24 protein-coding genes and 2 tRNA genes are annotated in these 23,760 nt (G+C 39.7%); 4 read left to right on the top strand and 22 right to left on the bottom strand.

Annotated elements, in window-relative coordinates; genetic code table 11:
• Nucleotide 1: 1 nt before the first annotated feature.
• From ggt to LEP1GSC203_RS09620, 16 genes are all read right to left on the bottom strand, one after another.
• Entirely contained in the window at nucleotides 2–1,762 is a 1,761-nt protein-coding gene (gene ggt / locus LEP1GSC203_RS09695; protein ID WP_002974288.1) for a gamma-glutamyltransferase, read from the bottom strand.
• The gene (locus LEP1GSC203_RS09690) at nucleotides 1,759–2,082 is read right to left on the bottom strand and encodes a metal-sulfur cluster assembly factor (RefSeq protein WP_002974324.1); all 324 of its coding nucleotides are present in this window, start codon (nucleotides 2,080–2,082) and stop codon (nucleotides 1,759–1,761) included. The genes ggt and LEP1GSC203_RS09690 overlap by 4 nt, the downstream gene beginning before the upstream one ends.
• Entirely contained in the window at nucleotides 2,079–2,501 is a 423-nt protein-coding gene (locus LEP1GSC203_RS09685; RefSeq protein ID WP_002974445.1) for an iron-sulfur cluster assembly scaffold protein, read from the bottom strand. The genes LEP1GSC203_RS09690 and LEP1GSC203_RS09685 overlap by 4 nt, the downstream gene beginning before the upstream one ends.
• Nucleotides 2,485–3,729, bottom strand: coding sequence for a cysteine desulfurase (locus LEP1GSC203_RS09680; protein ID WP_002973647.1), 1,245 nt, complete (start codon nucleotides 3,727–3,729; stop codon nucleotides 2,485–2,487). The genes LEP1GSC203_RS09685 and LEP1GSC203_RS09680 overlap by 17 nt, the downstream gene beginning before the upstream one ends.
• The gene (locus LEP1GSC203_RS09675) at nucleotides 3,726–4,040 is read right to left on the bottom strand and encodes a Rieske (2Fe-2S) protein (protein WP_002973777.1); all 315 of its coding nucleotides are present in this window, start codon (nucleotides 4,038–4,040) and stop codon (nucleotides 3,726–3,728) included. Before LEP1GSC203_RS09675 ends, LEP1GSC203_RS09680 begins: the two co-directional genes overlap by 4 nt.
• A complete protein-coding gene (locus tag LEP1GSC203_RS09670; protein ID WP_002973601.1) occupies nucleotides 4,040–5,194 on the bottom strand; it encodes a SufD family Fe-S cluster assembly protein in 1,155 nt (384 codons plus the stop codon). Before LEP1GSC203_RS09670 ends, LEP1GSC203_RS09675 begins: the two co-directional genes overlap by 1 nt.
• Nucleotides 5,191–5,943, bottom strand: coding sequence for a Fe-S cluster assembly ATPase SufC (gene sufC / locus LEP1GSC203_RS09665; protein ID WP_002973734.1), 753 nt, complete (start codon nucleotides 5,941–5,943; stop codon nucleotides 5,191–5,193). The genes LEP1GSC203_RS09670 and sufC overlap by 4 nt, the downstream gene beginning before the upstream one ends.
• A gap of 94 nt (nucleotides 5,944–6,037) precedes the next feature.
• A complete protein-coding gene (locus LEP1GSC203_RS09660; RefSeq protein ID WP_002973756.1) occupies nucleotides 6,038–7,276 on the bottom strand; it encodes an EAL domain-containing protein in 1,239 nt (412 codons plus the stop codon).
• 115 nt (nucleotides 7,277–7,391) lie between these two features.
• The gene (locus LEP1GSC203_RS09655) at nucleotides 7,392–8,675 is read right to left on the bottom strand and encodes a sugar phosphate nucleotidyltransferase (protein WP_002973594.1); all 1,284 of its coding nucleotides are present in this window, start codon (nucleotides 8,673–8,675) and stop codon (nucleotides 7,392–7,394) included.
• Nucleotides 8,676–8,728: 53 nt separating this feature from the next.
• A complete protein-coding gene (gene purQ / locus LEP1GSC203_RS09650; protein WP_002974526.1) occupies nucleotides 8,729–9,376 on the bottom strand; it encodes a phosphoribosylformylglycinamidine synthase subunit PurQ in 648 nt (215 codons plus the stop codon).
• Nucleotides 9,373–9,621 (bottom strand): phosphoribosylformylglycinamidine synthase subunit PurS, encoded by a 249-nt coding sequence (gene purS, locus LEP1GSC203_RS09645; protein ID WP_002974385.1) that lies wholly within the window; start codon nucleotides 9,619–9,621, stop codon nucleotides 9,373–9,375. Before purS ends, purQ begins: the two co-directional genes overlap by 4 nt.
• Nucleotides 9,603–10,460: a phosphoribosylaminoimidazolesuccinocarboxamide synthase gene (locus tag LEP1GSC203_RS09640; protein ID WP_002973699.1), complete on the bottom strand. Its 858-nt coding sequence runs from the start codon at nucleotides 10,458–10,460 to the stop codon at nucleotides 9,603–9,605. The genes purS and LEP1GSC203_RS09640 overlap by 19 nt, the downstream gene beginning before the upstream one ends.
• Complete coding sequence (locus LEP1GSC203_RS09635) at nucleotides 10,457–11,584, bottom strand: PP2C family protein-serine/threonine phosphatase (RefSeq protein WP_002973665.1); 1,128 nt, start codon at nucleotides 11,582–11,584, stop codon at nucleotides 10,457–10,459. The genes LEP1GSC203_RS09640 and LEP1GSC203_RS09635 overlap by 4 nt, the downstream gene beginning before the upstream one ends.
• Before the next feature lie 3 nt (nucleotides 11,585–11,587).
• On the bottom strand, nucleotides 11,588–12,286 hold the full coding sequence (gene ccsA, locus LEP1GSC203_RS09630; protein ID WP_002974119.1) for a cytochrome c biogenesis protein CcsA: 699 nt from the start codon (nucleotides 12,284–12,286) through the stop codon (nucleotides 11,588–11,590).
• Between the two features lie 51 nt (nucleotides 12,287–12,337).
• Nucleotides 12,338–12,994 carry a heme exporter protein CcmB gene (locus tag LEP1GSC203_RS09625; protein WP_002973870.1) on the bottom strand — a complete coding sequence of 219 codons (657 nt, stop codon included), beginning with the start codon at nucleotides 12,992–12,994 and terminating at the stop codon, nucleotides 12,338–12,340.
• Nucleotides 12,975–13,595 (bottom strand): ABC transporter ATP-binding protein, encoded by a 621-nt coding sequence (locus tag LEP1GSC203_RS09620; protein WP_002974321.1) that lies wholly within the window; start codon nucleotides 13,593–13,595, stop codon nucleotides 12,975–12,977. Before LEP1GSC203_RS09620 ends, LEP1GSC203_RS09625 begins: the two co-directional genes overlap by 20 nt.
• 8 nt (nucleotides 13,596–13,603) lie before the next feature.
• On the opposite strand from LEP1GSC203_RS09620, the gene LEP1GSC203_RS09615 reads away from it, so the two are divergent.
• Entirely contained in the window at nucleotides 13,604–14,620 is a 1,017-nt protein-coding gene (locus LEP1GSC203_RS09615; RefSeq protein WP_002974479.1) for a tetratricopeptide repeat protein, read from the top strand.
• Here LEP1GSC203_RS09615 and LEP1GSC203_RS09610 read toward each other — a convergent pair.
• Entirely contained in the window at nucleotides 14,575–15,363 is a 789-nt protein-coding gene (locus tag LEP1GSC203_RS09610; protein ID WP_002974410.1) for an ABC transporter ATP-binding protein, read from the bottom strand. The genes LEP1GSC203_RS09615 and LEP1GSC203_RS09610 overlap by 46 nt on opposite strands.
• Nucleotides 15,364–15,434: 71 nt before the next feature.
• On the opposite strand from LEP1GSC203_RS09610, the gene LEP1GSC203_RS09605 reads away from it, so the two are divergent.
• Both LEP1GSC203_RS09605 and LEP1GSC203_RS19595 read left to right on the top strand, forming a co-directional pair.
• The gene (locus LEP1GSC203_RS09605) at nucleotides 15,435–16,334 is read left to right on the top strand and encodes a hydroxymethylglutaryl-CoA lyase (RefSeq protein WP_002973579.1); all 900 of its coding nucleotides are present in this window, start codon (nucleotides 15,435–15,437) and stop codon (nucleotides 16,332–16,334) included.
• Nucleotides 16,324–17,220: a TIGR02757 family protein gene (locus LEP1GSC203_RS19595; RefSeq protein WP_084764956.1), complete on the top strand. Its 897-nt coding sequence runs from the start codon at nucleotides 16,324–16,326 to the stop codon at nucleotides 17,218–17,220. Before LEP1GSC203_RS09605 ends, LEP1GSC203_RS19595 begins: the two co-directional genes overlap by 11 nt.
• Here LEP1GSC203_RS19595 and LEP1GSC203_RS09595 read toward each other — a convergent pair.
• From LEP1GSC203_RS09595 to LEP1GSC203_RS09580, 4 genes are all read right to left on the bottom strand, one after another.
• Nucleotides 17,180–17,254 (bottom strand) — tRNA-Glu (locus LEP1GSC203_RS09595). The two genes, LEP1GSC203_RS19595 and LEP1GSC203_RS09595, sit on opposite strands and share 41 nt — an antisense overlap.
• 40 nt (nucleotides 17,255–17,294) lie before the next feature.
• A tRNA-Lys gene (locus LEP1GSC203_RS09590) sits at nucleotides 17,295–17,367 on the bottom strand.
• Between the two features lie 79 nt (nucleotides 17,368–17,446).
• Complete coding sequence (locus LEP1GSC203_RS09585; RefSeq protein ID WP_002973590.1) at nucleotides 17,447–18,721, bottom strand: adenylosuccinate synthase; 1,275 nt, start codon at nucleotides 18,719–18,721, stop codon at nucleotides 17,447–17,449.
• A 7-nt stretch (nucleotides 18,722–18,728) separates the two neighbouring features.
• The gene (locus tag LEP1GSC203_RS09580) at nucleotides 18,729–19,754 is read right to left on the bottom strand and encodes an ATP phosphoribosyltransferase regulatory subunit (RefSeq protein ID WP_002973742.1); all 1,026 of its coding nucleotides are present in this window, start codon (nucleotides 19,752–19,754) and stop codon (nucleotides 18,729–18,731) included.
• A gap of 122 nt (nucleotides 19,755–19,876) precedes the next feature.
• Between LEP1GSC203_RS09580 and LEP1GSC203_RS09575 the strand changes: the two genes are divergently transcribed.
• The gene (locus tag LEP1GSC203_RS09575) at nucleotides 19,877–21,895 is read left to right on the top strand and encodes a 1-acyl-sn-glycerol-3-phosphate acyltransferase (RefSeq protein ID WP_002974192.1); all 2,019 of its coding nucleotides are present in this window, start codon (nucleotides 19,877–19,879) and stop codon (nucleotides 21,893–21,895) included.
• Here LEP1GSC203_RS09575 and LEP1GSC203_RS09570 read toward each other — a convergent pair.
• Nucleotides 21,885–23,705 carry a PAS domain-containing sensor histidine kinase gene (locus tag LEP1GSC203_RS09570; protein ID WP_002974082.1) on the bottom strand — a complete coding sequence of 607 codons (1,821 nt, stop codon included), beginning with the start codon at nucleotides 23,703–23,705 and terminating at the stop codon, nucleotides 21,885–21,887. The two genes, LEP1GSC203_RS09575 and LEP1GSC203_RS09570, sit on opposite strands and share 11 nt — an antisense overlap.
• Between the last annotated feature and the right edge of the window lie 55 nt (nucleotides 23,706–23,760).

Genomic DNA, 23,760 nt, shown 5'->3' with positions numbered 1-23,760 from the left:
TTTAAAAACCTAAAGGGACTCCTTCCCCTTTGGGATCAGACACGCCGATCAAGCGGTCCCCCTCTCTCGTTATGGCAAATACTTTCGCACGATGCCTAATATATTGGACTTGATAAAAGGGTAATTCCGACTGAGGATAACTGTCTTTTATTTCCGGATCCAAAAAAATCCGATCGGGCCTAAACTGGTGGTGGATCCGTGGATAGGAAACACTTTCATAAAGATCACGTTTTTGAATCAAATACCGGTAGAGTGTATTAAAAATAGAAGTAGGAATCTGAGAACCACCGGGGGCACCAATCACTATCTTTGTTTTTCCCGATGGTTCGAGAAGGATACTTGGACTCATACTAGAGAGGGGAGTTTTCCCAGGTTCGATTGAATTGGCTTTAGAACCAACTAGGCCATACAGGTTAGGCACTCCTGGAGCCACGGCAAAATCGTCCATGGTATTGTTTAAAATAAGTCCTGTTCCTTTGACCATTTGGACAGCACCAAAGATTCCATTCACAGACTGGGTTGTAGAAACTGCATTTCCTTCTTTATCAAGAATAGAGATATGCGTGGTGTTATAAGATTCTGGTTTTTTCGTTTCATCACTCGGAGAAGGCCAACTTCCAGAAACAACTTTCCTTTCAATTTCGTTTGTCTCCTCTTTGGCATATGTTTGCGACAAAAGTTTAGAAACAGGAATATTTGTGAATAGAGGATCTCCACCAAGTTCCGCACGATCTCGGTAAGCCACTCGCATAGCTTCCGTAATACGAATCATTTCTCCTACATCTCCCTTGGGAAATGAATTACGATTTTGCATTTCGGAATACAAATGCATCATTGTCACAAGATGGACCCCTGAACTAGGGGGAGGCATGGTAAGAAGGGTATGTCCCCAAACATTACTTGCCAAAGGTTCACTTACCTTTACTTGGTAATTTTTAAAATCTTCGGCTGTGATAAATTCTTGAAACTCGGAATAGTAATCTGAAACCAACTGAACCGTTTTCCCATCCACAAATTCCTTTTCTGCATTTTCAACGATTCGTTCTAATGTTTTGGCAAGATCTTCTTGCAAAAGAAGTTCTCCTTCCCTTATGGGACGGTTATCAATCCCAAAAACGATTTGCATGGTCGGGTTCATTTGAGACCAAGTTTTAGAGACGGCAAAAGCTAAATCCCCATAAACTGAAAACCCATTTCTCGCATAACGAATTGCAGGTGCAATAACAGAACTTAATGGTAGTTTTCCATGTTGTTTCTGGATTTGTAAAATCCCTTGCACCGTTCCTGGAACTCCAGCACTATAAGCTCCTTTTAGAGTTTTCTCTGGGATGACAGTCCCATCCTCGTTCAAATAAAATGAGGATACACCTTTTTTTGGGGAACGTTCCCGAAAATCATAGGCCCACTTCCCTTTTGATGGTAAATAAACAACAGCAAATCCACCGCCAAATAACCCTGTAGAGTGAGGACGAAGGACAGAGATGGCAAAACTTGCAGCGGCAAATACATCCACCACATTTCCACCTTGTTTCCAAACCTCCATTCCTGCTTGAGAAGCCAATGGATGGTCTGAAGCGATAATGATTTCTTTTCCAGTAAATTCATACCGGTCGCGTTTATCAGAAGCACCTTCAATTTGTGGAATAACAAAAGCATTTGTAGGTTTGGATTGAAACGAATTTTGGAGGAAAGAAATCGACTCACAACCGTTAAACGAAAGTAAGAGAACCAGTAGAATCCTAGTTCCAAATTTAAAATTCAATCGAAGATCCCCATTTGCATTTTAGCTTCTTCACTTGCCATGGCACGAGGTTCCCATTTCGGATTCCAAACCACATGGACAACAGCTTCAGTAATTCCGTCTACACGGAGTGCATGGTTTTCAATGTCTTGTTTCATCTGCGGACCTGCAGGACAAGCAAGAGAAGTGTAGGTCATGGTGATGTCCGCTTTTTCCCCTTCCACTTTGATATCATAAATAAGACCTAGTTCAATCAGTGAAATTCCAATTTCTGGATCTTCTACCATGCGAACACTATGGAATACTTCCCATTCTTTTTCTGTTTCAGGATCACGTATCATATCATTTCCTCACTCAATTTTACTAAGGTTTGCCAGGGCAAAAGCCCACAACGATAACGACCAGGATGGGTTCGAAGGGTTTTAAAAAAGGATATCTCTTCTGGATCTTGAAACAAGCGAGAATCCACCCCATCTAAAAAATTTTTTCTCTCTTGTAAGTAAGACTGAAAATCCTTCTGCTTAAGTGCTGTTTTATTTTTAAAGAGGAGTCCTGCAGCCGCAGAACAAATCGAACAAGACTCACCACCGATTCCTAAAATTTGGAGGGAATTGTCCTTTTCCCATTGGTAGTAAAATATAATTTCATCCCCACAGAGAGGATTCAGTCCTTTTACTATTCGATGTTCTCCCTCTGGTTTTTTCCAAACTGCAAAGGATTTCCAACGCAGGAAATCTTCTAAGTTACTTTCTTGCGACACGACCGAATATTGATTTTACTTTATCAATAGAATGAACTAAGGCATCGATATCTTCTTTTGTATTGTAAAGATAGAACGAAGCACGACAGGTTCCAGGAATGTTTAATTGTTTCATCAGTGGTTGACAGCAGTGGTGACCCACTCGAATGGCAACTCCTTCCTCGTCTAAGATGGAGCCGACATCATGTGGATGGATTCCATCCATAGTAAATGAAACCACTCCCCCTCTTTTGTCTAAATCTTCCGTTCCATAAATTTGAAGTCCACCAATCAGATTTAACCTTTCTAAGGCATATTCGGTTAACATCCGTTCGTGTTCTTTGATATTCTTCATTCCTATTTTTTGTAAATAATCTAATGCATGACTAAATCCAATCACACCTGCGATATTTGGAGTACCAGCTTCCAGTTTTGCAGGGAGAGCCGCATAGGTAGAACTTTCTAGTTCCACAGATTCAATCATATCCCCACCACCAAGCCAAGGGGGCATTGCTTCCAAAATTTCTTCTTTGCCAAAGAGCACTCCGACACCTGTGGGACCGAGCATTTTGTGGCCAGAAAAAGCATAAAAATCAACATCCATATCTACCAAATGAATTGGCATATGGCAGGCAGCCTGTGCCCCATCGACCAAAATTTTGGCTCCCACTTGCCGAACTCGATCGATAATCTTTGTTAGGTCGTGGATCGTACCTGTCACATTGGACATTTGGCTTATCGCAACGAGTTTTGTTCGTTTGGTGATGATCTCATTTAGGTTTGATAAGTCGTAAGTGGTATCTTCCTGAATCGGAATGAATTTTAAAAAAGCTTTTTTCTCTAAGGCTAACATTTGCCAAGGTACTAAATTGGAGTGGTGTTCTTGGACAGATAAAACAATCTCATCCCCTTCTCCAATATTGGTTCTACCCCAGGCCTGTGCGACGAGGTTTATCGAATCTGTTGTTCCACGAGTGAAGATAATTGCCTTGGCACATTGAGCCTGGAAAAAATGAGAAGTTTTGATTCTTGTACGTTCAAAAAGTTCGGTGGCATGTTGAGAAAGGTAATACACACCTCTATGAATATTAGCATTATCATTTGTATAATAGTCGTTAGTTGCATCAATGACCGATTTTGGTTTTTGTGAGGATGCCCCATTGTCTAAATACACCAGGGGTTTTCCGTTTGGTAAAATGCGAGAAAGAATTGGGAAGTCTTTTCGTATTTGGTAAGGATCTAAACTCATACAGCCTCCAAATCCACTTCCAAATCATCACCCACTACTCGAACAGGAAAGATCACCAGTGGTTCTGTAGCAGGCAGGGCCAATACCTCTCCACTGCGGACATCAAATTTCGCAAAATGTCTGGGGCAAGTGATAACACAACCTTCCAATTTTCCACAAGAGATTTCTTCTCCATCATGAGTACAAGAATCTTCAAAGGCGTAATATTCTCCCTCAACTCGAGTCACTACTACAGGGAAATGGCGGGTTTTGACAACGACCAAACTACCTTCCTTTACATCCGTTACAGAGATTAACTTTTTAAAGGCCATTATTTGCCTCCTACAAGAATCTCTCTGATCTGAGATTCCAATGACAATTTCACTTCTTCAGAAAAACCAATGGAATGGATGGTCTCACCGTAAAAAGCAGTCACAAGTAAGGACTTGGACTCGGCAGGAGTTAAACCACGAGAAAGAAGATAAAAGTACTGTTCTTCATCAATATCACCCACTGTGGCTCCGTGAGTGCAAGATACATCTTCTGCGAGCACTTCCAATTTTGGATTTGCTTCGGCTCTTGCTTTTTTATTTAAAGAAAGATTAAATGATTCTTGGTGTGCAGTCACCTTTTTTAAGTTTGGTGGAATAATCAAATTTCCTGTAAAAATATGGTGAGATTTGTCTGTAACGATTGCCTTATAACTGATTTTGCTTGTGGTATGATCCGCATGGTGGTACATTTCCATTTCCAAATCTTTGAGATTTCTTCCCCCAAGGGCAGAAACTCCATCCACAATCACTTCCGCACCTTTTCCCAGTAAGTGGGCATGTAAAAACAATTTCGAACGAAAACCCCCGATGGGGAAATGGTGAAATTTCACTTGAGAGTCAGATCGAGAGAGTATCGAAACATTACGAAACCGGTATAAATCTAAATCACTTGATTCTCTATCTAAAATTTCCCAATAGGACGACTCTTCTGCGATATAAAAGTCTAAAGAAGAAGTCATATGTAGGGCGTCAGTTTCGTGAATGTTTTCTAATCGTATTTCCGTTTTTGCAGTTCGACCCGATTTCAAATAAAAGATACGAACAGAAAACTTTGGCAAATCTCCCAATTCTTCAAAACCAAACTCACTCTCGCCTTCGTCCACAAGAATGAGTTCATAACTTGGTGCGGCAAGCAAACTTAAATAAGCAAAATAATCTTTCGGTATGTATTTTAAAATATCAGAAAGGATTCCATCGATCACTTCCTCGGATAACAAAGATTCTGTGGAGTTTTCTTCAGACGCGGAAAAAATATCTTTGGGATCAAATTGTAATTCCTTCCAATCCACTGCACCTAAGGGAAATTTTCTCCAAGACTCATTGGAATCGGTCGGAATTTCTAATTGGTTCCAAATTTCTAAAATGGACTTGCGAAATACTTTTGTTCGTTCTTTTGAGAGAACCAATCGATTTCTCGTGAGTGAGGAATTCATTTGACTCCTTCTCTCTCCAAAATCCAATCATAACCCACTTCTTCTAATTTTAAGGAAAGATCTTTGCCACCAGTTTCTAAAATTCTTCCATCTGCAAATACATGTACAAAATCCGGCACAATATAGTTCAACATACGTTGGTAGTGAGTGATGAGTAAAATGGAACGTTCCGGATTTCTGTTGGAATTAATTCCTTCCGAAACAATACGAAGAGCATCTATATCAAGACCAGAATCAGTTTCATCCAAAATGGAAAGAACTGGTTTTAACAAACTCATTTGTAAAATTTCAGCCCGTTTTTTTTCGCCACCAGAAAAACCATCATTCACATAACGACCGATAAACGACTGGGGAACTTCGAGTAGATCCATGGATTGTTTTAATTCTTGTTTGAATTCTTTTACTGGAACGTCTTTTCCTCTATGTGCCTTGAGGATGGATTTTAAAAAATTTCCGATAGTAACACCCGGTAGGGCAGTTGGGTATTGGAAGGATAAAAATAATCCGAGCCTTGCTCTTTCATCTGTTGTTTTATTTAAAATGGACTCCCCCCGAAAGAGGATGTCTCCAGAAGTAATTGAATATTTCGGATGGCCGAGAATGACATTGGAAAGAGTACTCTTTCCAGATCCATTGGGTCCCATAATGGCATGGACTTCGCCAGGACCTATGGTCAGATTAACCCCCCGGAGGATCGTTTTGTCCCCTACATTGGCATGTAGAGATTTAATTTCGAGAATAGCGGACAAGGTGGTATCCTGTTTTGTATATATTTAGAATGATTCTATATTTTAGACGAATCCCTTCTACCAGGAAAAAGCACCACTCAAAAAAAACAAGATTCTATTCCGACCAACCTACCTGGGCAATCAGGATCTTTCCATCCATAAGCGAGAAGGTAAAAATCACATATTGGTTTTGGTTCGAAATATCATACAAAGGGTAAGTGACACCCCATTTTTTACGGAACCGTTCCGATTCCTCTTTGTGTTTGAGAAAATAAGGTTTCCAAGCATAATTGTTTCCAATTTGACGAGAACGTTCCAAATACCCGCCGTTCATTCGATCCAAATCGTAAGTGGGAGTGATTTGATAGCCTTCTGCATCACAAACAAAGACCTTTAGGATTTCTCTTGGCAACGAGCCAAGGATTTGGCCAAATCGGTAGGAAAAATCATCTTCTTTGGTATCCGAAAGTTCGTAAAAAAGGTCTTGGAGTTGGTCAATGATCCTTTGTTCCCTGACACCCTTTTCCCGAAGTTCCCGGGACCGAACACTAGAGAAGTTTTCTAAAACTGTTTTCATTTTATCAGAAAAAGTATTACGGTTTAGAAAGTGTGGGTTTGGGGTCGAGAAATAGTAACCTTGCAAAAGATTTGCTCCCATAGAAAGGGCAAGGTTCACCTCTTCTTCTGTTTCAATCCCTTCAAAAAGAAGTTGGCTTCCAAGCTTTTGAGACATTTCTGAAATGGCACCGAGAACTTGTTTGAATGAATTTTTATTCAAACTTTCTCTCATAATGCGAATGTCCACCTTCATGATATCAGGGTGAAGGTATCCAATCCGTTCTAAATTAGAAAATCCCGTCCCCAAATCATCGATGGCAATTTTCAGACCGTAGTCCCGAAAGATTTGGACAATTTGAATGAGGCGATCTATGGATCCATCAAACTCATCTTCCGTGATTTCAATCACTACTTGGTTGCGATCAATTCCATACTTTTCGATGAGTTGGATGATATGGAAGTTTTCTGCAAATAGATCGGTATGATGCACACGGGAAAGAAAGTTTGGCATCATATTGAAGAATAGTTTGGTTCGTAACGAACTTTCTTTTAAGGTTTGTACTGCCTTTTCCCTAAGGATGCGGTCAATATTGTAGACCGGAACCGGATCCTGGTCCCGATTGTGGAAAAGCCCACCTAAAGAGTGGTAGGTGTTTTTTTCCGGATTGAACTGCCTACCCAGTACTTCGTAGGCAGAAATCGAGCGATTGATCGCATTGACGATGGGTTGGAAATGAGGGACAAAGTATGTCTCGTTCCAAAACTGGTTTCCTTCCGTTGATTCCGTTGTGAACATGGTTCCCTTTCGTCCAGACTAGAACTAAGTTCAAAACTGACAAGTCAAAATCCCTAAATTTGAGACAATATCAGGTAATTTTGACGTACATTTGCCCGAAATATGTCAATTTGACTTAGATTGTATAACCGTCGGGAATGGCAGTATGGCGCGGAACGACAATAATTCCCTCCCGAATCCGCACATACTCATCTTCATATTCTTGCAGATTTTGTTCGTTTAACAGCCGAACGTTGGCTCCAATAGCGCAGTCTTTATCGACAATTGTCCGTCGTATTTCGCAGTTAGGTCCAATTCCAATAGGAATTTTTCCTGACTTACGATCGAAGTATCCGTAGTGATCAAGGCCCATGATGATGGAGTCATAGATTTTGGTTCCCGAAGCGATGAGCTGGCGCACCCCAATGATGGAACGGTGCACCTCACATTGGTTAAGAATGGTCCCTTCCGAAATGAGAGCTTGGTTGACCACAGCTTGGATGATTTTGGAAGGAGGAAGTGCCCTAGCTCTTGTATAGATAGGAGTTTTTTCCAAATAAAGATTAAACTTAGGAATGTGGTCTGTTAACATCAAATTGGCTTCGTAAAAAGCTTTGATGGTTCCGATATCTTCCCAATAACCGTCGTAAGTATACGCTTTTACCTTTCTTTCTCGTATGGCCTTAGGAAGGATCTCCTTTCCAAAATCGGCCATATTCCGATCTTCTAATACATCAATCAATGTGGAGGTATTAAAAATATAAATCCCCATATTGGCAAGGAAGGATCCATTTTTAGTGCGGCATGATTCCACTTGGGTTAGGTCTTGTGGTTTTTCTATAAATTCTTGGATGAACCCACCCACTCCCGCGTTCACAATGCCAAGTCCAAAAATTTGGTCTTCCGCAATGGCATTGGTAGCCACAGAAATTTCTGTTTCTGGATCCATCAAATGACTCTGCATAAAATCAGAAAGATCCATATTGTACAATTGGTCCCCAGACAATATAAGAACGTATTTGGGTTTTTGTTCTCTGATATAAGGAAGGACTTTCCTTACGGCATCCGCTGTTCCTTCAAACCAATTGGCACTTGATACTGTTTGTTCGGCAGCTATGATTTCCACAAAACTCTTTTGGTGGATGTTGTTCGTTGCGTAAGTTCTGTTGATATGGCGGTTTAGAGAATAGGAATTGAACTGGGTAAGGATGAAAATCTTTTCAAAACCACTGTTAAGTGAGTTAGAAATGGGAATGTCAATGAGTCGGTATTTTCCTCCAAAACTCACAGCAGGTTTGGATCTTTTTTCCGTAAGTGGTAATAAACGAGTTCCTTTCCCTCCACCTAAGATGATGGTCAATACTTCATCCTTCTTTAGGATGAAGTCCACGCAATCTATTGAGTCTTCTTGAAATCGCATACCTTCCCTTGTAATTCAATCAGACGAAAAAGCAAGAAAAGGTTACAAAATTTTTATTTTTTTAATAGAGCTTCTAAGATTTGTTTTCCATCCATCTTTCCCGTATAGGGATTCACTGCTCTTTCTGGATGAGGCATCATACCTAATACATTTCCCGCTTCATTACAAATCCCTGCGATATCATGTAAGGATCCATTTGGATTTTCTTTGTAACGAAAGACCACTTGGCCATTTTTTTCTAATCGTTCTAATGTTTCTGAATCAGCAAAATAGGCACCTTCTCCATGAGCAATGGGAATGCTTAAATGCCCCTGAAGACCTTTCGCAATTTTGTTTTCTGCGACAGGAATGAGTTCTACATCTTTGCAAATGTATTTTAGGGTTCTGTTATGTAGGAGCGCACCGGGAAGCAGTCCCGATTCTGTTAATATTTGGAATCCATTACAAACTCCTAAAACCTTTCCCCCTTTTTTTGCATAAGAAACTACTGATTCCATAGCATTGGAAAATTTAGCCATGGCACCGCAACGTAAGTAGTCACCAAAAGAAAATCCACCGGGAAGGACCACAAGGTCCGGAAGGTCCGTAAAAGAATCCTTATACCAAGTGTAATCTACGGTAGCACCAAATTCTGTGGCAAGTACTGTCCCTACATCCTTATCACAATTGGAACCAGGAAAGGTGACCACCCGAACCTTCATAATTTCTCCACAACCAAACGGTAGGCCTCAATCACTTGGTTGACGAGCACAGATTCACAAATTTCTTTTGCAAGTGCTTCTGCCACTGACTGAGAGCTCGCATCGATTTTCATTTCGATGTATTTTCCCACTCTTAAGTCGGTAACAGTATTTTTCCCTTGGTCATGCAAGGTGCGGAGAACCGTTTGTCCTTGCGGATCAAGAACGGATTCTTTGAGGGTAACATTTATTTTTGCGACAAACATAGCGTGATTTTATCTTCCAATTCCAAGTATTTTTTACGTAGTTCCAGGATCAAGGATTCGGGCAAATGGGGAGCCGGTGGATTTTTGTCCCAATCTGTCGATTCGAGCCAATTCCTGAGGATTTGTTTATCAAAACTGGCGGGAGTTTTTCCGAGTTCGTAAGTGGATGCGTCCCAATACCTGGACGAATCTGGGGTGAGGATTTCATCGATGAGGATCGGTTTTCCATCGATGAGTCCAAATTCAAATTTAGTATCACAAAGAAGGATTCCTTGTTTTGCCATAAGAACATGGGCTTTGTTATAAATAGCAAGAGAGAGACTTTTCAGTTCAGAATAGAGTGTTTCTCCTACTTCTTTTTCCATGGTGGATTCACTTACATTTTCATCGTGGCCGGAATCATTTTTCCGAGCCGGTGTAAAGATAGGTGTTTCAAATCGATACGATTCTTGTAGGCCTTTTGGATAAGCAACATGGGCAATGGTTCCTTCCGATTTGTATTCCTTCCAAGCGGATCCAGTCAAATAACCACGCACCACACATTCGAAATTGATCCGTTTTGCTTTTTTGACAAGAACTGATCTACCTTGGAGGGAATCTTCTTTTTGGAAAGGAGGAGGAAACTGAGTGAAATCATCTGTGATCAAATGGTTTTCAATATTCGGAAATTGGCGAAACCAAGCTGTGGAAATTCGTGTTAGAATTTTTCCTTTATCTAAAACGGGCTCTTCAAACACAACATCAAAGGCAGAGATACGGTCAGTGGCCACAAGTAGGAGTGAATCTCCTAAATCAAAAACATCTCTTACTTTACCCTTATAACTGGGAGTTGGAATCATAATTGTATACACACCATAGCCATATCATCACTTGGAGTGGAAGATCCACAGAATTCTAAAATCTTATTTTGTACGGTTGGTAAAATATCAGTACCAACTTTTACAGATTCATGGAATATCTCTTTCATTCCCTCTTCTGTAATGTATTCAGATTTTGGGTTCATTGCTTCACTTGCCCCATCCGTATACATAAAAAACAAAGATCCAGTTTTTAACTGAACGGTTTGTACTTCATCATTGGTCACAAAATTGATACCCATAATCATAGGGCTCATTCCTTTTAAGAATTTGGTTTCTCCATCTATATATACAATCGGTGCGGGATGCCCGCCATTAATATAAGAAAGTTTCAAATCTTGGTCAAGGATCGCATAACAAAAGGTAATGGCATAGTCTTCTGGTAAAACTAACTCCATATTTTTTCGCAGGTGTTCCACACGTTCCCGTAGTCCCATACTAGATACCAAGTTAAAAAGTTGCATCTTAAACATGGCACCAATGAGGGCTGCACTTGGTCCATGCCCCGAACAATCAGCAATCACAATGTGGAGTTTTTTCTCTTCGATCCAAGAATCAACAAAGTCACCACCAATTTGTAAATAGGGATGAAACAAAGTTTGAGCTTTGATTCCATTCCAAATAAAACTTTTTTCGGGAATTAGTTGGTCTTGGACTCTTCTTGCAGTTTGTAATTCTTTTTCGTATTTACTTTTTTGTCTGTACAACTCGTCCTGTAAATCTTTCAAACGAATCACGGAATGAATTTTTGCTACCAATTCTCTTTTGTTAAATGGTTTGTTGATAAAATCATCCCCACCATTTTTCATCGCTTCTTGAAATCCCACTTCTCTTTCTATCGATGTGATAAATAGAATTGGAAGCAGTTTGAACTGATCCATCGTACGAAGTTCCCGACAAAAGGAAAACCCATCCTGAACGGGCATATTTACATCTAACAAAAGTGTGTCTATGGCGGTATTTAATAGAACAAGGCGCGCTTCTTCTGCAGAAAATGCGGTATAGGTTTTGAAACCTTCTTGTTGCAAAAGGTATTTCAAAAGTTCCACATTTTCTGGAACATCATCTACGATGAGGATGGTATGCGCCGATTCTTCTGTGCCCATGGTTTATTCCAATTCCGATTTCAGTTTGGATCTGATATCTTGGATTTTTTCAGTGCGGTTGGAAACAAGAAAAAGGAAAAGAAATAGGAAGTGGAAGGCTAAGACGCCAAGCCACATACTTTGTTTCATATCCGAATCCATTCCCCCTTTCCCGAGCACACTCCCTGGATGGTTCCCTGGGTTTTCGATCCATCGAATGGCTCCCCAAGTAAGGATGGCACTCACTGCACAAAGTACAGAAAGATAAGCAGATAGGATTGCTTTTTTATTTTTAGCAGGAACTAAATACCGAAAGATAAAATAACTTAAAAGAGAAATACAAAGAATAAAAAAAGACTGCAACCTAGCATCTGTTTTATCCCAAGGAACTCCCCAGGCACTATACGCCCAAATAGGACCAGAAAACAAAACGCCAACGGCAAATAAAAAAGAAAGTTGGTTTGCCGTAAAAGCAAGCCTGTCCCAAAGCAGATTCCGAGTGAAAAGGAAAATCAAAGAAAAAACAAAGGAAAGTATGGGGCCATATAACGCAACCCAGGCGACTGGAACATGAAAGTAAAATATCCTGTGACTTAAACCCTGCTCCAAAATGACGTTAGGGTACACTAACGAAGTAATGACGGCAAAGATAAGCGACGTACAAACGACGAGATAAAAACCAATGTCAATAACAGGGGGAAATATCCGAATTTTACGTTCCATTTTTTTCCAGATTTTCAGAGATAGAAAGAAATTCTAGGAGAAAACAAGGTCTTAATGCTCATTCCTAAGAATCTCAATCATCACCGAACCAAGTGTAGCATAAAATAACATAAAAAACAAAAGTAACCCCACGGAAGGTAGGTAAAACCCTGGTTCCAGCCAATACCGATGTTCCGCTTCCAATCCGAATAGGAACAGGGGGATGGAAAAAGGAAGTTGTAAAAGAGGAATGATAATTTCTTTCAAACGACTTTCAAAGGCAATGAGTCCGAGTGAAACTCCAAGAAAGACCAAACACCCACTTCCCAAGTTGGCAAATAACCACTCTCCCCAATACCTTTCTATACTCATATTTTGAAAGAAAACAGAAAGAACAAGGACAAGGGCTCCATTCACTAAAATGGTACAAAACCAAATGGCAAGGGATTTAGCCAAATACATAGAAATGGGACTGACAAAGGAAAGACTGGCCTCCCAACCCATGGATTCTCTTTCTTCCCAAAGACTTTGGCTTACAATCACGAAGTTGAGTAAAAAAATAATGGCCCATTTGATTCCGCGAATGCTTCTTTCGGACAACATTTCATTCACTTCAATCGAGGTATAAAAAATAAATACAACGGATACACTTAAGGTAAAAAGGGAAACCACTCCCCCAAGCGAACGGCCAATCAGATAAAATTCTTTTTTAAGTAAGGTCAGTAACAAACACTTTCCCCTTCTCAATTTGTAAATGTTTGCTACATTGCAATTCTTTGGGAACGGAATGGAGAACAATTAGAATGAGTCTTGATTTTGATTCTTCATTTAAAAGTGCACTCAAAACTTTTGAGGATTCTGCATCTAAACCTGTAAATGGTTCATCAAATAAAACCACTTCTGCAGAAGATAGTAAGGCACGAAGAATGGCTACTTTCTGTTTCATTCCCCGCGAAAAGGTATGGATTGGATCCCAAATTCTTTTTTGCAAACGAAAAGCTTCTAAAAGTAGGTTTCGTTTCCTGAGATCGGGAGGCAATCCATCTAACTTGGAAAAATAATCCAAATTTTCCTCTAAACTGAGAGAGGAATAAAATCCAAGTTCATGACCAAGATAGGTTATTTTTTTTTTGCCTTGGGTCCAATCCCATTTTGAAGAAGAAAGTGAGTGGTGATAGATTTCTTTTAAGAGGGTGGACTTTCCCGCACCATTCTCACCAAGAACTGCGACAAGCCCAGTCTGAAAAAAAGAAAGATTGATCTCTCTCAGTAAGACCTTTTCGCCGACAGTAATAGTAAGCGCTTTTGTTTCCAAAAGGGTTTGGTTCATTCTACACCATGTTCTTCCATAGCTTCAGTCTCGCACTTCTGTTTTTATTCCCTACACTGATTTGGGGACAAAAACTCATAGGGAACCAGGAATACCCTGAGATCCTTTGGGGTAAAGACCAGGAATTTGATACCTCGGATTTTCCCAATGGTTCCTTTATCTACCACAAAGAAGATTTCATTCTCGCACGTGGAAAACTCTTCCAAGGGGAGCCGCCAAAATCCAACGGTAGTTTCACTTACGGAACAGATACCATTACCAATTCGGGGAAATGGAACAATGACACAATGGAACTTTTGTTCAACGGGAAACCGAATGCCAGGGCAGAAGTGATCAAACGCCTGGAAGCTGGGGTTCGGTTTGATCCCCAATTTTTTCCCTTCCGTTACAATTTAGGAAGACTCTATTCCTTAGAGATGAAGTATGAATTGGCAATAGTGGAATTTGAATATGCCAAAGCAGAAATGCCGGAGTATTTCAAAACCTACCTTCACATCGCCATTCTATCGGAAATCACAAGGCAAGTTTATTATGCCATCCTCAATTACAAATTAGCTGTTGAAAAAAATCCTTATGATACGGAAGCCTTAATTCGTCTTGCTGATCATTATTTGGCTACAGGATTAAAGAATCGAGCCTTACTGTATTTAAAAAAAGCACTAACGATCGAAGAAGAAAGTCCCAATGTAAAATTAGGATTTGCTCGTTTGGAAATGGAAAAAGGAAATTTCCATATCGCTTATAAAATTTTTAACAGAACTACTCTCACTACAGCAGAAGGAAAACCAAAACCTTACGATAAAAAATTTCATTATTATTTTGCAGAAACAGCGTCCAAGGTAACGGATTATGAAACTGCGGAAGAAGAATATACAAAGATGCTAAGTTTTACCAATGATCCTTTTTTTGCGACAGTATCTTCAAAAGTAATTGCGAGACGAAGAGACATTGCCAAAAAATTTGCTGAGGCCAAACGAACTCAGTTAGATGATTCGGAAGAAGAAGCAGCACCGGCAAATGAATGATTTCTTGCCACAAGTAAACTTTGCAATAGTTTTGATTTTGGATTAGAAAGTATTTCTTTTGTCGGGCCAAATTCTACAATTTCACCTCCATCCAAAACAAAAATTTTATCGCACATATAAGACAAAAATCCTAAATCATGGGAAACAAAAAACATTCCAAGATTTTCTTTCGTATTGATTTCTTTTAATTCTTCTGCAATTTTTTTTTGTACAAGCACATCAAGTGCTGTAACTGGTTCATCTAAAAGCAGGTATTCGGGTGCCGTGAGTAAGGCACGAAGAATAGCAAATCTTTGCAACTGACCGCCACTTAATTCTTGTTTTGTTTTATCTAATAATTCTTTCGGAAGATCAAACCTTTCACAGAAAGATTCTATCCGTTCCCATTCTATAGATTTCTGTTGTTTATTTAAGAAAAATTGATTTCTGATGCGAGTCGGTTCGAGTAATAACTCTCGCATAGTGCCTATGTGAGAAAAACTTGCCAATGGGTCTTGAAATACTGGTTGGAGTTTTGGATTGTGTTTGATCGATAAAATTTCGCCCTTCCACGAAATAGACCCTTCCCAATCATAACCGTCTTCCTTTTTTAGGAGTCCAAGGGCCAAACGAAACAAAGTGGATTTCCCTGATCCTGATTTTCCTATAAGTCCCGTGATCTCTTTGGGTTCCGCACTCAAGTTGATATTTTGTAATAAGGAACGACCTGACACACGAACAGAAATATTTTTAAGAGCAAACATAAGTTTCACTCCAGAAAATCATTGCGTTTCTAATTTTTAAGCAGGAGTATAAAGAGAAGGAGATTTGGGAATTGGAACAAATTAAAATCACAGAAGTAGGACCAAGGGATGGACTGCAAAACGAAAAAACCATTCTCTCTACTCAGGATAAATTCGAATTCGTATCTCGTCTAGTAGAAAGCGGAATCAAAAATATAGAACTCACTTCCTTTGTCCGTAAAGACCGAATTCCCCAAATGGGAGATGCTAAAGAACTTGCGGACCTCGTCCTTCCTAAGTTCCAAAACCAAGTCCAATTTTCTTGCCTCACTCCCAATGCCAAAGGTTATGAAGGAGCCAAAGATTCCGGTTTTAAAGAAGTTGCCGTCTTCACGGCTACATCAGAAACATTTACCAAAAAAAATATCAATATGACAATTCAAGAGAGTTTAGATTTTTTTAAACCGATCTTTACAATGGCAAAGACAGATGGGATCAAAGTGCGCGGGTATATTTCTACTGTGATTGCTTGCCCTTACGAAGGAAAAATCAAACCAGAACAGACACTTGAGATCGCAGAACGTCTGCTAGAGGCAGGAGTGTATGAAATCTCTTTGGGAGAAACCATTGGGGTAGCAGTTCCTTCGGAAGTAGAAACACTTTTAGAAGTTCTCTTAAAAAAAATCCCAGACTCTTACTTTGCAGGACATTTCCATGATACTTACGGAATGGCAATCGCGAATATCAAACAAGCACTGAGTATGGGTATTCGGAGTTTCGACAGTTCCGCAGGTGGACTCGGTGGTTGCCCTTATGCCAAAGGAGCAGCAGGAAATGTAGCCACAGAGGATTTGGTTTATTTTTTACATAAAGAAGGTTATAATACTGGGATTCAATTGGGTTCTGTCATTCAGGCAAGCCAGTTTATGGAAGAAAGGATTGGAAGAAAATTAACTTCCAGAACTTATGTTGCAATGAAGAATGCAGATTGACTTTGAACTTCTACATTCGAAGTTAGAAGCTCTTAAAAACAAATACCAAAACCTTACGTATTTAGAAACAGATCCCATTTGTTTTCCGAAACAATACAAAGACCCATTGGATATCGAAGTGGTTTCATTGATTTCCTGTTTATTTGCTTATGGGAATGTAAAAAGTATCCAAGGGTTCTTAAGGCCATTGTTTACACTTCTTGGCCCTTCTCCTTTCCAAACCTTACGGGAAGCTGGATCCAATTACCAAACCCTTCTCCAAAAAATGCAAGGTTACCGGTTCCAAACAAAAAAAGACAACCAAACCTTCTTTCAAACGCTGGTTAGGTTAATTTCGGAATCAAATAACAAATCGCCCCTTTGGGAATCTAAATTCTTAGACCAGGCGGGCAAGTTCCAGGAAGAATCCTCCCTTCAAAATTTTCAAAGGTTTTGGGAGAAAGAACTCCAAACCACATTGGGAAAAAAACCGCTGACTTATGGACTGCAATTTCTAGTTGGAAAATCCACTACAAAATCCCCCAAAAAACGCCTATCCTTATTTTTAAGATGGATGGTAAGAACGTCTTATCCTGATTTCGGAATCTACCAAAAGATAAAACCAAACCAAATCCCTTTTCCTTTAGATGTACATATCCAGAAGTTAATCCAAATTTTAGGAATCACCTCTCGAAAAAGTTTTAGATCGAGTGATGCCTATCTCATTAAAGATTTTTTTCTAAAAATCAAACCCGACGATCCTTTGTTATACGACTTCTATCTAACAAGGGTAGGCATTATTGAGAAATGCAAAGCATCATATCAGAAGCGAGTTTGTGAAGAATGTTATTTGAAGGAGGTATGTTTGGTAGTGCCACGGGGAATTGAACCCCGATTGCAAGGATGAAAACCTTGTGTCCTAACCATTAGACGATGGCACCGATTGAGAACAAAGTAAACAGAGTTTTAAGAACTCTTATGTGAGTCGTCGGGGATTCGAACCCCGGACCCATTCCTTAAAAGGGAATTGCTCTACCAGCTGAGCTAACGACTCGTTCTGTAGCCAAGAATATCGAACGACCTTTCTCGGTCAACAACTACTTAAAAAAAAGATTCAAAGCGCCTCGTTTTTTTTAATCCATGATGATCGTGTGTTCGCGATCTGGTCCGGTCGAAACAATACCAATCTTAGTATTTACCAACTCTTGTAAGGACTTGATATATGCTTGGCAAAGTGGAGGTAACTTAGAGAAGGAATTGATTCCAGAAATATCATCTTTCCAACCTTTGAAGTCAGCAAACAACGGTTTAACGTCTTCTAGTCCTTGGGATGGGAAAAAATCCAACTTCTTACCTTTGAGTTCATAACCAATCACAACAGGAATTGAATCATAATGACTGAGAACATCAATTTTTGTAAGTACAAGAGAATTGATTCCATTCACAGTTACAGCGTGTTTGATCATTTGTACATCAAACCAACCACATCTTCTTGGTCTTCCTGTAGTGGATCCATACTCACCGCCTAACTTCCGTAGGACGTCACCTGGTTCTCCAAAAATTTCGGAAGGGAATGGTCCCTCTCCTACTCGAGTGGCATAGGCTTTGGTAATCCCAATCACATCTTTTAAATAGCGGAAACTTACTCCAGAACCGGCAAGTGCTCCTCCCGTAGTGGGATTGGAACTAGTTACATAAGGATAGGTTCCAAAATCAATATCAAGACCAGTCCCTTGGGCTCCTTCTAAAAGAACTCGTTTTCCTTTTTCTAATTCAGAATTTAGGTAATATACTGTGTTAACGATGTTTTTGCCGATTTTGTCAGCGAAGTCCAAAAGAAAATCATACATTTCGTTGATATTCACTGGTTCCAAATCATAATACTTCACTAATTCTTGGTTTTTCACTTCCAAGATGTGGGTGAGTTTTCTTTTTAAATTTTCTTTATCGAGAAGGTCACCCGCACGAACTCCGTTACGAAGCATCTTGTCAGCGTAACACATTCCAATTCCTTTCTTTGTGGTACCTATCTTTCTTTCTGGTGAAGACCCAGCTTCCCTTGCTTCATCAATCAAACGATGGTAAGGCAAAAGAATGTGACAAGAATCACTGATGAGCAATTTTTCTTTCACTCGGAATCCGTGAGATTCTAAATCAGCACACTCTTTAAGAAAATATTCAGGATCGAGAACAACCCCGTTCCCAATCACACAAGTGGTATTGTCATAAATAATTCCCGAAGGTACAAGATGGAAAATGTATTTTTTTCCACCCACCACCACCGTATGACCGGCGTTCGCTCCGCCTTGGTATCTGACAATGATATCTGTATCTTTCGAAAGGTAATCAATTACCTTTGCTTTTCCTTCATCACCCCATTGTGCTCCGACAACTAAATTTGCAGGCATAATTCCCTCATTTAACTTTATTTACTATTTCTTCAATGGAATCGAGATGTAGGGCAAAACCACAGGCATCCCTATTCATTCCGGTAAAACTTTCATATAATTCGTTATAAACACCACCGGCAAAGACCGGTTCTGGATCTCGGTCTACATATCCTTGAAACATAAAGCCAGTATAATAAGAAAGATCACGAACAAGAGATGGATCCCAAATGCTCGGTATTCCTTCCATAGACCGAGTCCATTCTCCAAAAAATGAAATGATCGAGTCTAAATCAACTTTCAGAATTTCCCACTCTCTGGGATTTAAAATCTTTTGCAGCGTTTCTTTGAATTTTCCCATCTCAGCCACTGGGATGGGACGAAGGAGCAGCTGGATCATCTGCATATGTGCCTCCGTTGTGTTTTCTCTTGCTGCTAGGGAGACAAGTTCAGGAACATTCTTTGTATATAAGAGTTGGCGTAGAACCTTTGTTTGTTCTTCATTCCAACCTAAAATTTCCAAGACGGATCTGAAAAAAGAGGAATGCCCAAATACGATGGTAAATGGAGTTTTCGGTACAGAACTTATCCAAAGTTTTTTTAAGATTTGGATTTGTGAGATGATATGTTTTGGGTCACTCTTTCCTAAAGACTCAACTCCGATTTGTAAGATCTCTCTTCTGGACGCATTTCGTTTTTTGTGGTCACGAATCTTACGAGCAAAGTAAAACACATTTTGGTTCTCTTCCCAATGGGAACGAGCTGCCATTCCCTTCACTACTTGTAGAGTTAGATCAACACCAGGAGAGAGTTCGTTCCCATCCCAATCTTTAGCAACTAGCAAACTCTCTAGACCATGATCCAAATGAGAGCGAAAAGAATTAGAATAATCAAAAGAAGGAAGATTGATTTCGGAATACCCTTCTTTCTCAAAAAGTTCCGAAAATGTTTGTAGTAAAATCCGCCGGTTTTTGCTTTCTTCGGGGCCTAAAAAATGAAATCCATCCGGAATCCATTTTTGTTCCGAGGAAATTGATTTGTTTTTTTGATTCATACCGGGATCTCGATCACCCAAGAAGTCAGTTTAGAGAAATCCTGGATTTACGCAATCAATTGTAAAAATCGAATAGACAAATCGAAAGTTTTCAGTAATTTAATGTCGGTTTAGAGGCATACATGACAGAAAAAGAAGCCACTTTGGGTCGCTGGCATAAAGAATTTTTTGAGAACATCCACCTATTTGTAAAATCGGGACTCACCGAATCTGAAGCAAAGTCCATTTTAGAAGAGTTTTTAGTTCTTTCGCAAAGCACACCGAAACCAAAGGTCATGGAAATTTTCCAAGAACCAGAACGATTGGAAGAAATTGGTGTATATACGGACATTCGTCCCGAACCTCGCGACTTTATGTTGAAGTTTCTCGATCCCATCATGAAGAAATTCAAAGTAGAAGGCATCGAAAACTTAAAACTCCTCGATGGAGTCATTGGAAAGTATCCTGTCACTCTGATTTCCAACCACTTAAGTCATCTAGATGCACCGGCGATTTTTACTCTTTTGTACAATGCAGGTCCTGAAGGAAGAAAGATTGCTGAATCCTTAGTCTTCATTGCGGGACGTTTGGCTTTCGAACCAGACTTCACACGCCTTGGACTCTATATGTTTGGAACCCTTCTTGTTTGTTCTAAAAAGGATATGGCAGACAATCCATCCCTTTCCGATGTGATGACCAAAATCAATATGCGAGCTTTCCGTAATTCGCAGAAATTGCAGTCCGATGGAAAAGTAATTTCAATATTCCCTGAAGGAACCAGGTCTCGCGATGGAAGGCTTATGCCATTTGTGGACACAGTGTACCATTATGTTGCTAATAAAGTCATCTTACCCATCTCATTAGAAGGAACAGAAAAAATTCTCCCAATCGAAGGGTTACTGTTTAACCAAGCTGTAGGAAAACTTGTGATTGGAAAACCAGTCCTTGTGGGGGAACTCACAAAAAAGGAAATGTTAACATTTCCTTCTCACATTGAACAAATTTCTTTTCCAGGAACCGGAGACAAAAAACAGTTCATCATTGATAACCTGGCCCTACTTGTAGGAAGTAATTTAAACAAACACAAACACGGAACCTACCGTAACTTATACAAAGGAGATGTGAGAGAAACCAACCAACTCATCACTATTTCGAAAAAACCTGAGGAACATGTGGTGATCATTGGATCCTCCAATATGTCTGTTGCCTTTGCTTGTGTAATGGCAAACAAAAACGTGAAAGTCACTATCTATAGTCCAGATTCTGAAATGGTAAAACAAAGTAATGAAGAAAGAAGAGATGTGATCCATTACCCCATATACAAACTACCACCAAATATCGAGTTTTCGGACAAACCAGAAGTTTTGGAATCAGCGACACTATTCATCCAAGGTACCAATCCTTGGGAATTTGATTCCATTTATTCCAAAATCAGAACTTACCTCCAAAAAAACAAATCCCCTATGGTCAATGTGATCAAAGGATTTACCGGTTCCAAAAAAGGCCTCATTTTAGAGGACCTTCATGAATTGTTACTGATAGAAAGGGATCGCCTTGCGGTTGTTTCAGGTGCTTGTTACCCAGACCAAATTATGGAACGTAAAATTTCAGGATTTGAAATTTCTGCATTCGAAGACTCACTCATCCCCAAACTGAAAGAACTTCTCACCAATAACTATGTTTTTACAAGAACTGCTATCAATTCTAGGGATACAAAAGGTGTTCAATTGGGTGGAGCTCTAAAAACAATTTATGCTCTTGCCATGGGTCTAGTGGAAGGATATTTCAAACGAGAGTTAGGTGGGAATGTTGATAATACACTATTTCATTTGAGTAATCGTTTTTTTAATGAAATGGTGTCGATTGGAGTTTTATTAGGCGGGGATCCTACTACCTTCAACGGATTATCGGGGATGACAGACTTTATGTTGGCTTGTTTCGGATCCGATACAAGGGATAGAAAGTATGGGTATGATTTGGCATACGGAACAAGACCGGAAAAAATCACCAACGGCTTCTATGGATTAAAAGTATTACCCAATCTCATCCAACTAGACGAAAAAAGACATCCAATTGTAGCCGCGGCCTACCGAACAGTAATTCAAAACGAAGACTTCGATTTGATTGCCGAAAAGTTACAAATGCAGTTGGCTAGGTTTTAGGAAGGGTCACTTGGAACTCTGTATTGCCGGGTTCCGATTGAAATTGGATCCGGCCATGGTGTCTTTCTTCTACAGATTGTTTTACAATCCCTAGACCAAGCCCCGTTCCCTCCCCTTTTTCTTTGGTAGTGTAAAAAGGTTCAAAAATTCTCTTTTGAATGGCCAGTGGAATTCCTGAGCCAGTATCCTTCACGCGTACCACCACTTCCTTTTCCAACTCTTCCACCTGGATGGTTAAAGTACCTTTGAAAGCCATAGCTTGTAATGCGTTATAAATGAGATTGGTCCAAATTTGTATCAGTTCATCAGGATAACCTGCAATGATAGGCTTTACGTTGTACAAACGAATACATTCCACACCTGATTTCATTTTGCTTTGGTAAAGCGTAAGAACCGTTTCAATTGTATCTACCAAATTGATTTCCGATTTTGCTTCGTTACGATCAAATCTACCATAATTCTTCAAACTATATACTATTTTTGAAGTACGTTCTACTGCTAACCGAATGGACTCAATGCTTCTCAAAGTATTTAGTTCTGATAACACTAACTCTAAAAGTACGGAGGATTTGAAATAAGGTAAAAATCTTTCATTTTCCAAAAAAAATTCAGAAACTCCAAGATCCACTATTCGGTCTGCCATATCATATGCAGATTCAATCTTTAAATTGATAAAAATACTTTCTAAGTTTTTTTTGGCTTTTCTTGCATCAGAAAAATTATAAGATTTTGGTTTGATTGTAAATAATTCTATAATCCATGCAACAATCTCATTGATTTCCTCATCAGAATATTTTGAGAAACATTCCTTAATTTGAAACAACCGACTGCCAAAATTTCCCATTCGATTGTAGATTTGATCACTAAAGGCAGCAATGGCAGCTAGAGGGTTATTAATTTCATGAGCAACACCGGCAACTAACTGTCCCAAGGTGGCCATTTTTTCAGAAAGGATCAACTGATCCTGAGTTTTTTGTAAGTCTTCTAAAATACGATTGAGTTCTTTTGTTCTTTCTTTTACTGCAAATTCCAGGGCTTCTTTACTTTGTTTTGATTCGGTTACATCAATGAGAATGGCAAGTAGTGTAGGCCGTCCTTTGGTTTGCAAAATGGTATTACCAGAAATTACATGTCGGATTTCTCCAGACTTTGTTCGAATGCTGGCTTCCATTCCCGTACTCCAACCTTTCTTCATAAGCTCTTCCATCAATCGAGCACGATCAAATTTGGTAATCCAAATGTTTAGGTCATAGGAGGCACGTCCAATAATCTCTTCTCTCGAATACCCGATGAGTCGACAATAGGCTTCGTTGACGTCGTCATACACAGCAGTCTCCGCATTCGAGAGGCTGACCGCAGCAGGATTCAAGCGGAAGACACTTTCAAATAACTCTTTGCTAAGGATGAGTTCGTTCTGTAAAACAGCAGCAAGGTATTCTTTTTCTTTTAAGGCTGTGATGTTTTGCCCTGCAGAAAGTAGGTACTTTCCATTTTCCACAATACGCCCGCTGAATAGAATAGTGACCGTTGCACCAAGTTTTGTAATGAGGGGAACTTCTAAGTTCAGCACATAACCATCTTTCTTTAAACCAGCTAATATCGATTCCCGATCATTCGCATTAGAATATATGCCTAAATCAAGAGTTGATTTGCCAATGACCTCGTCTCTTGTACGACCAAGCCAAGTACAATAGACATCATTGGCATCGACATAAAGGCCTGTCTCCATATCGGTGAGAGCCATCCCAATAGGACTAGAGCTAAAGGCTGTATGCCATATAGAATCGGATGTGGATAGAGAAGGAGTCATGCGTTTGGAATGTAGAATTTAAATTAAAATCCGAACGAATGCAATAAAAAAAAAG

Source organism: Leptospira terpstrae serovar Hualin str. LT 11-33 = ATCC 700639 (assembly GCF_000332495.1).
Classification (GTDB): domain Bacteria; phylum Spirochaetota; class Leptospiria; order Leptospirales; family Leptospiraceae; genus Leptospira_A; species Leptospira_A terpstrae.
This window is presented reverse-complemented; position numbering and strand designations above follow the sequence as displayed.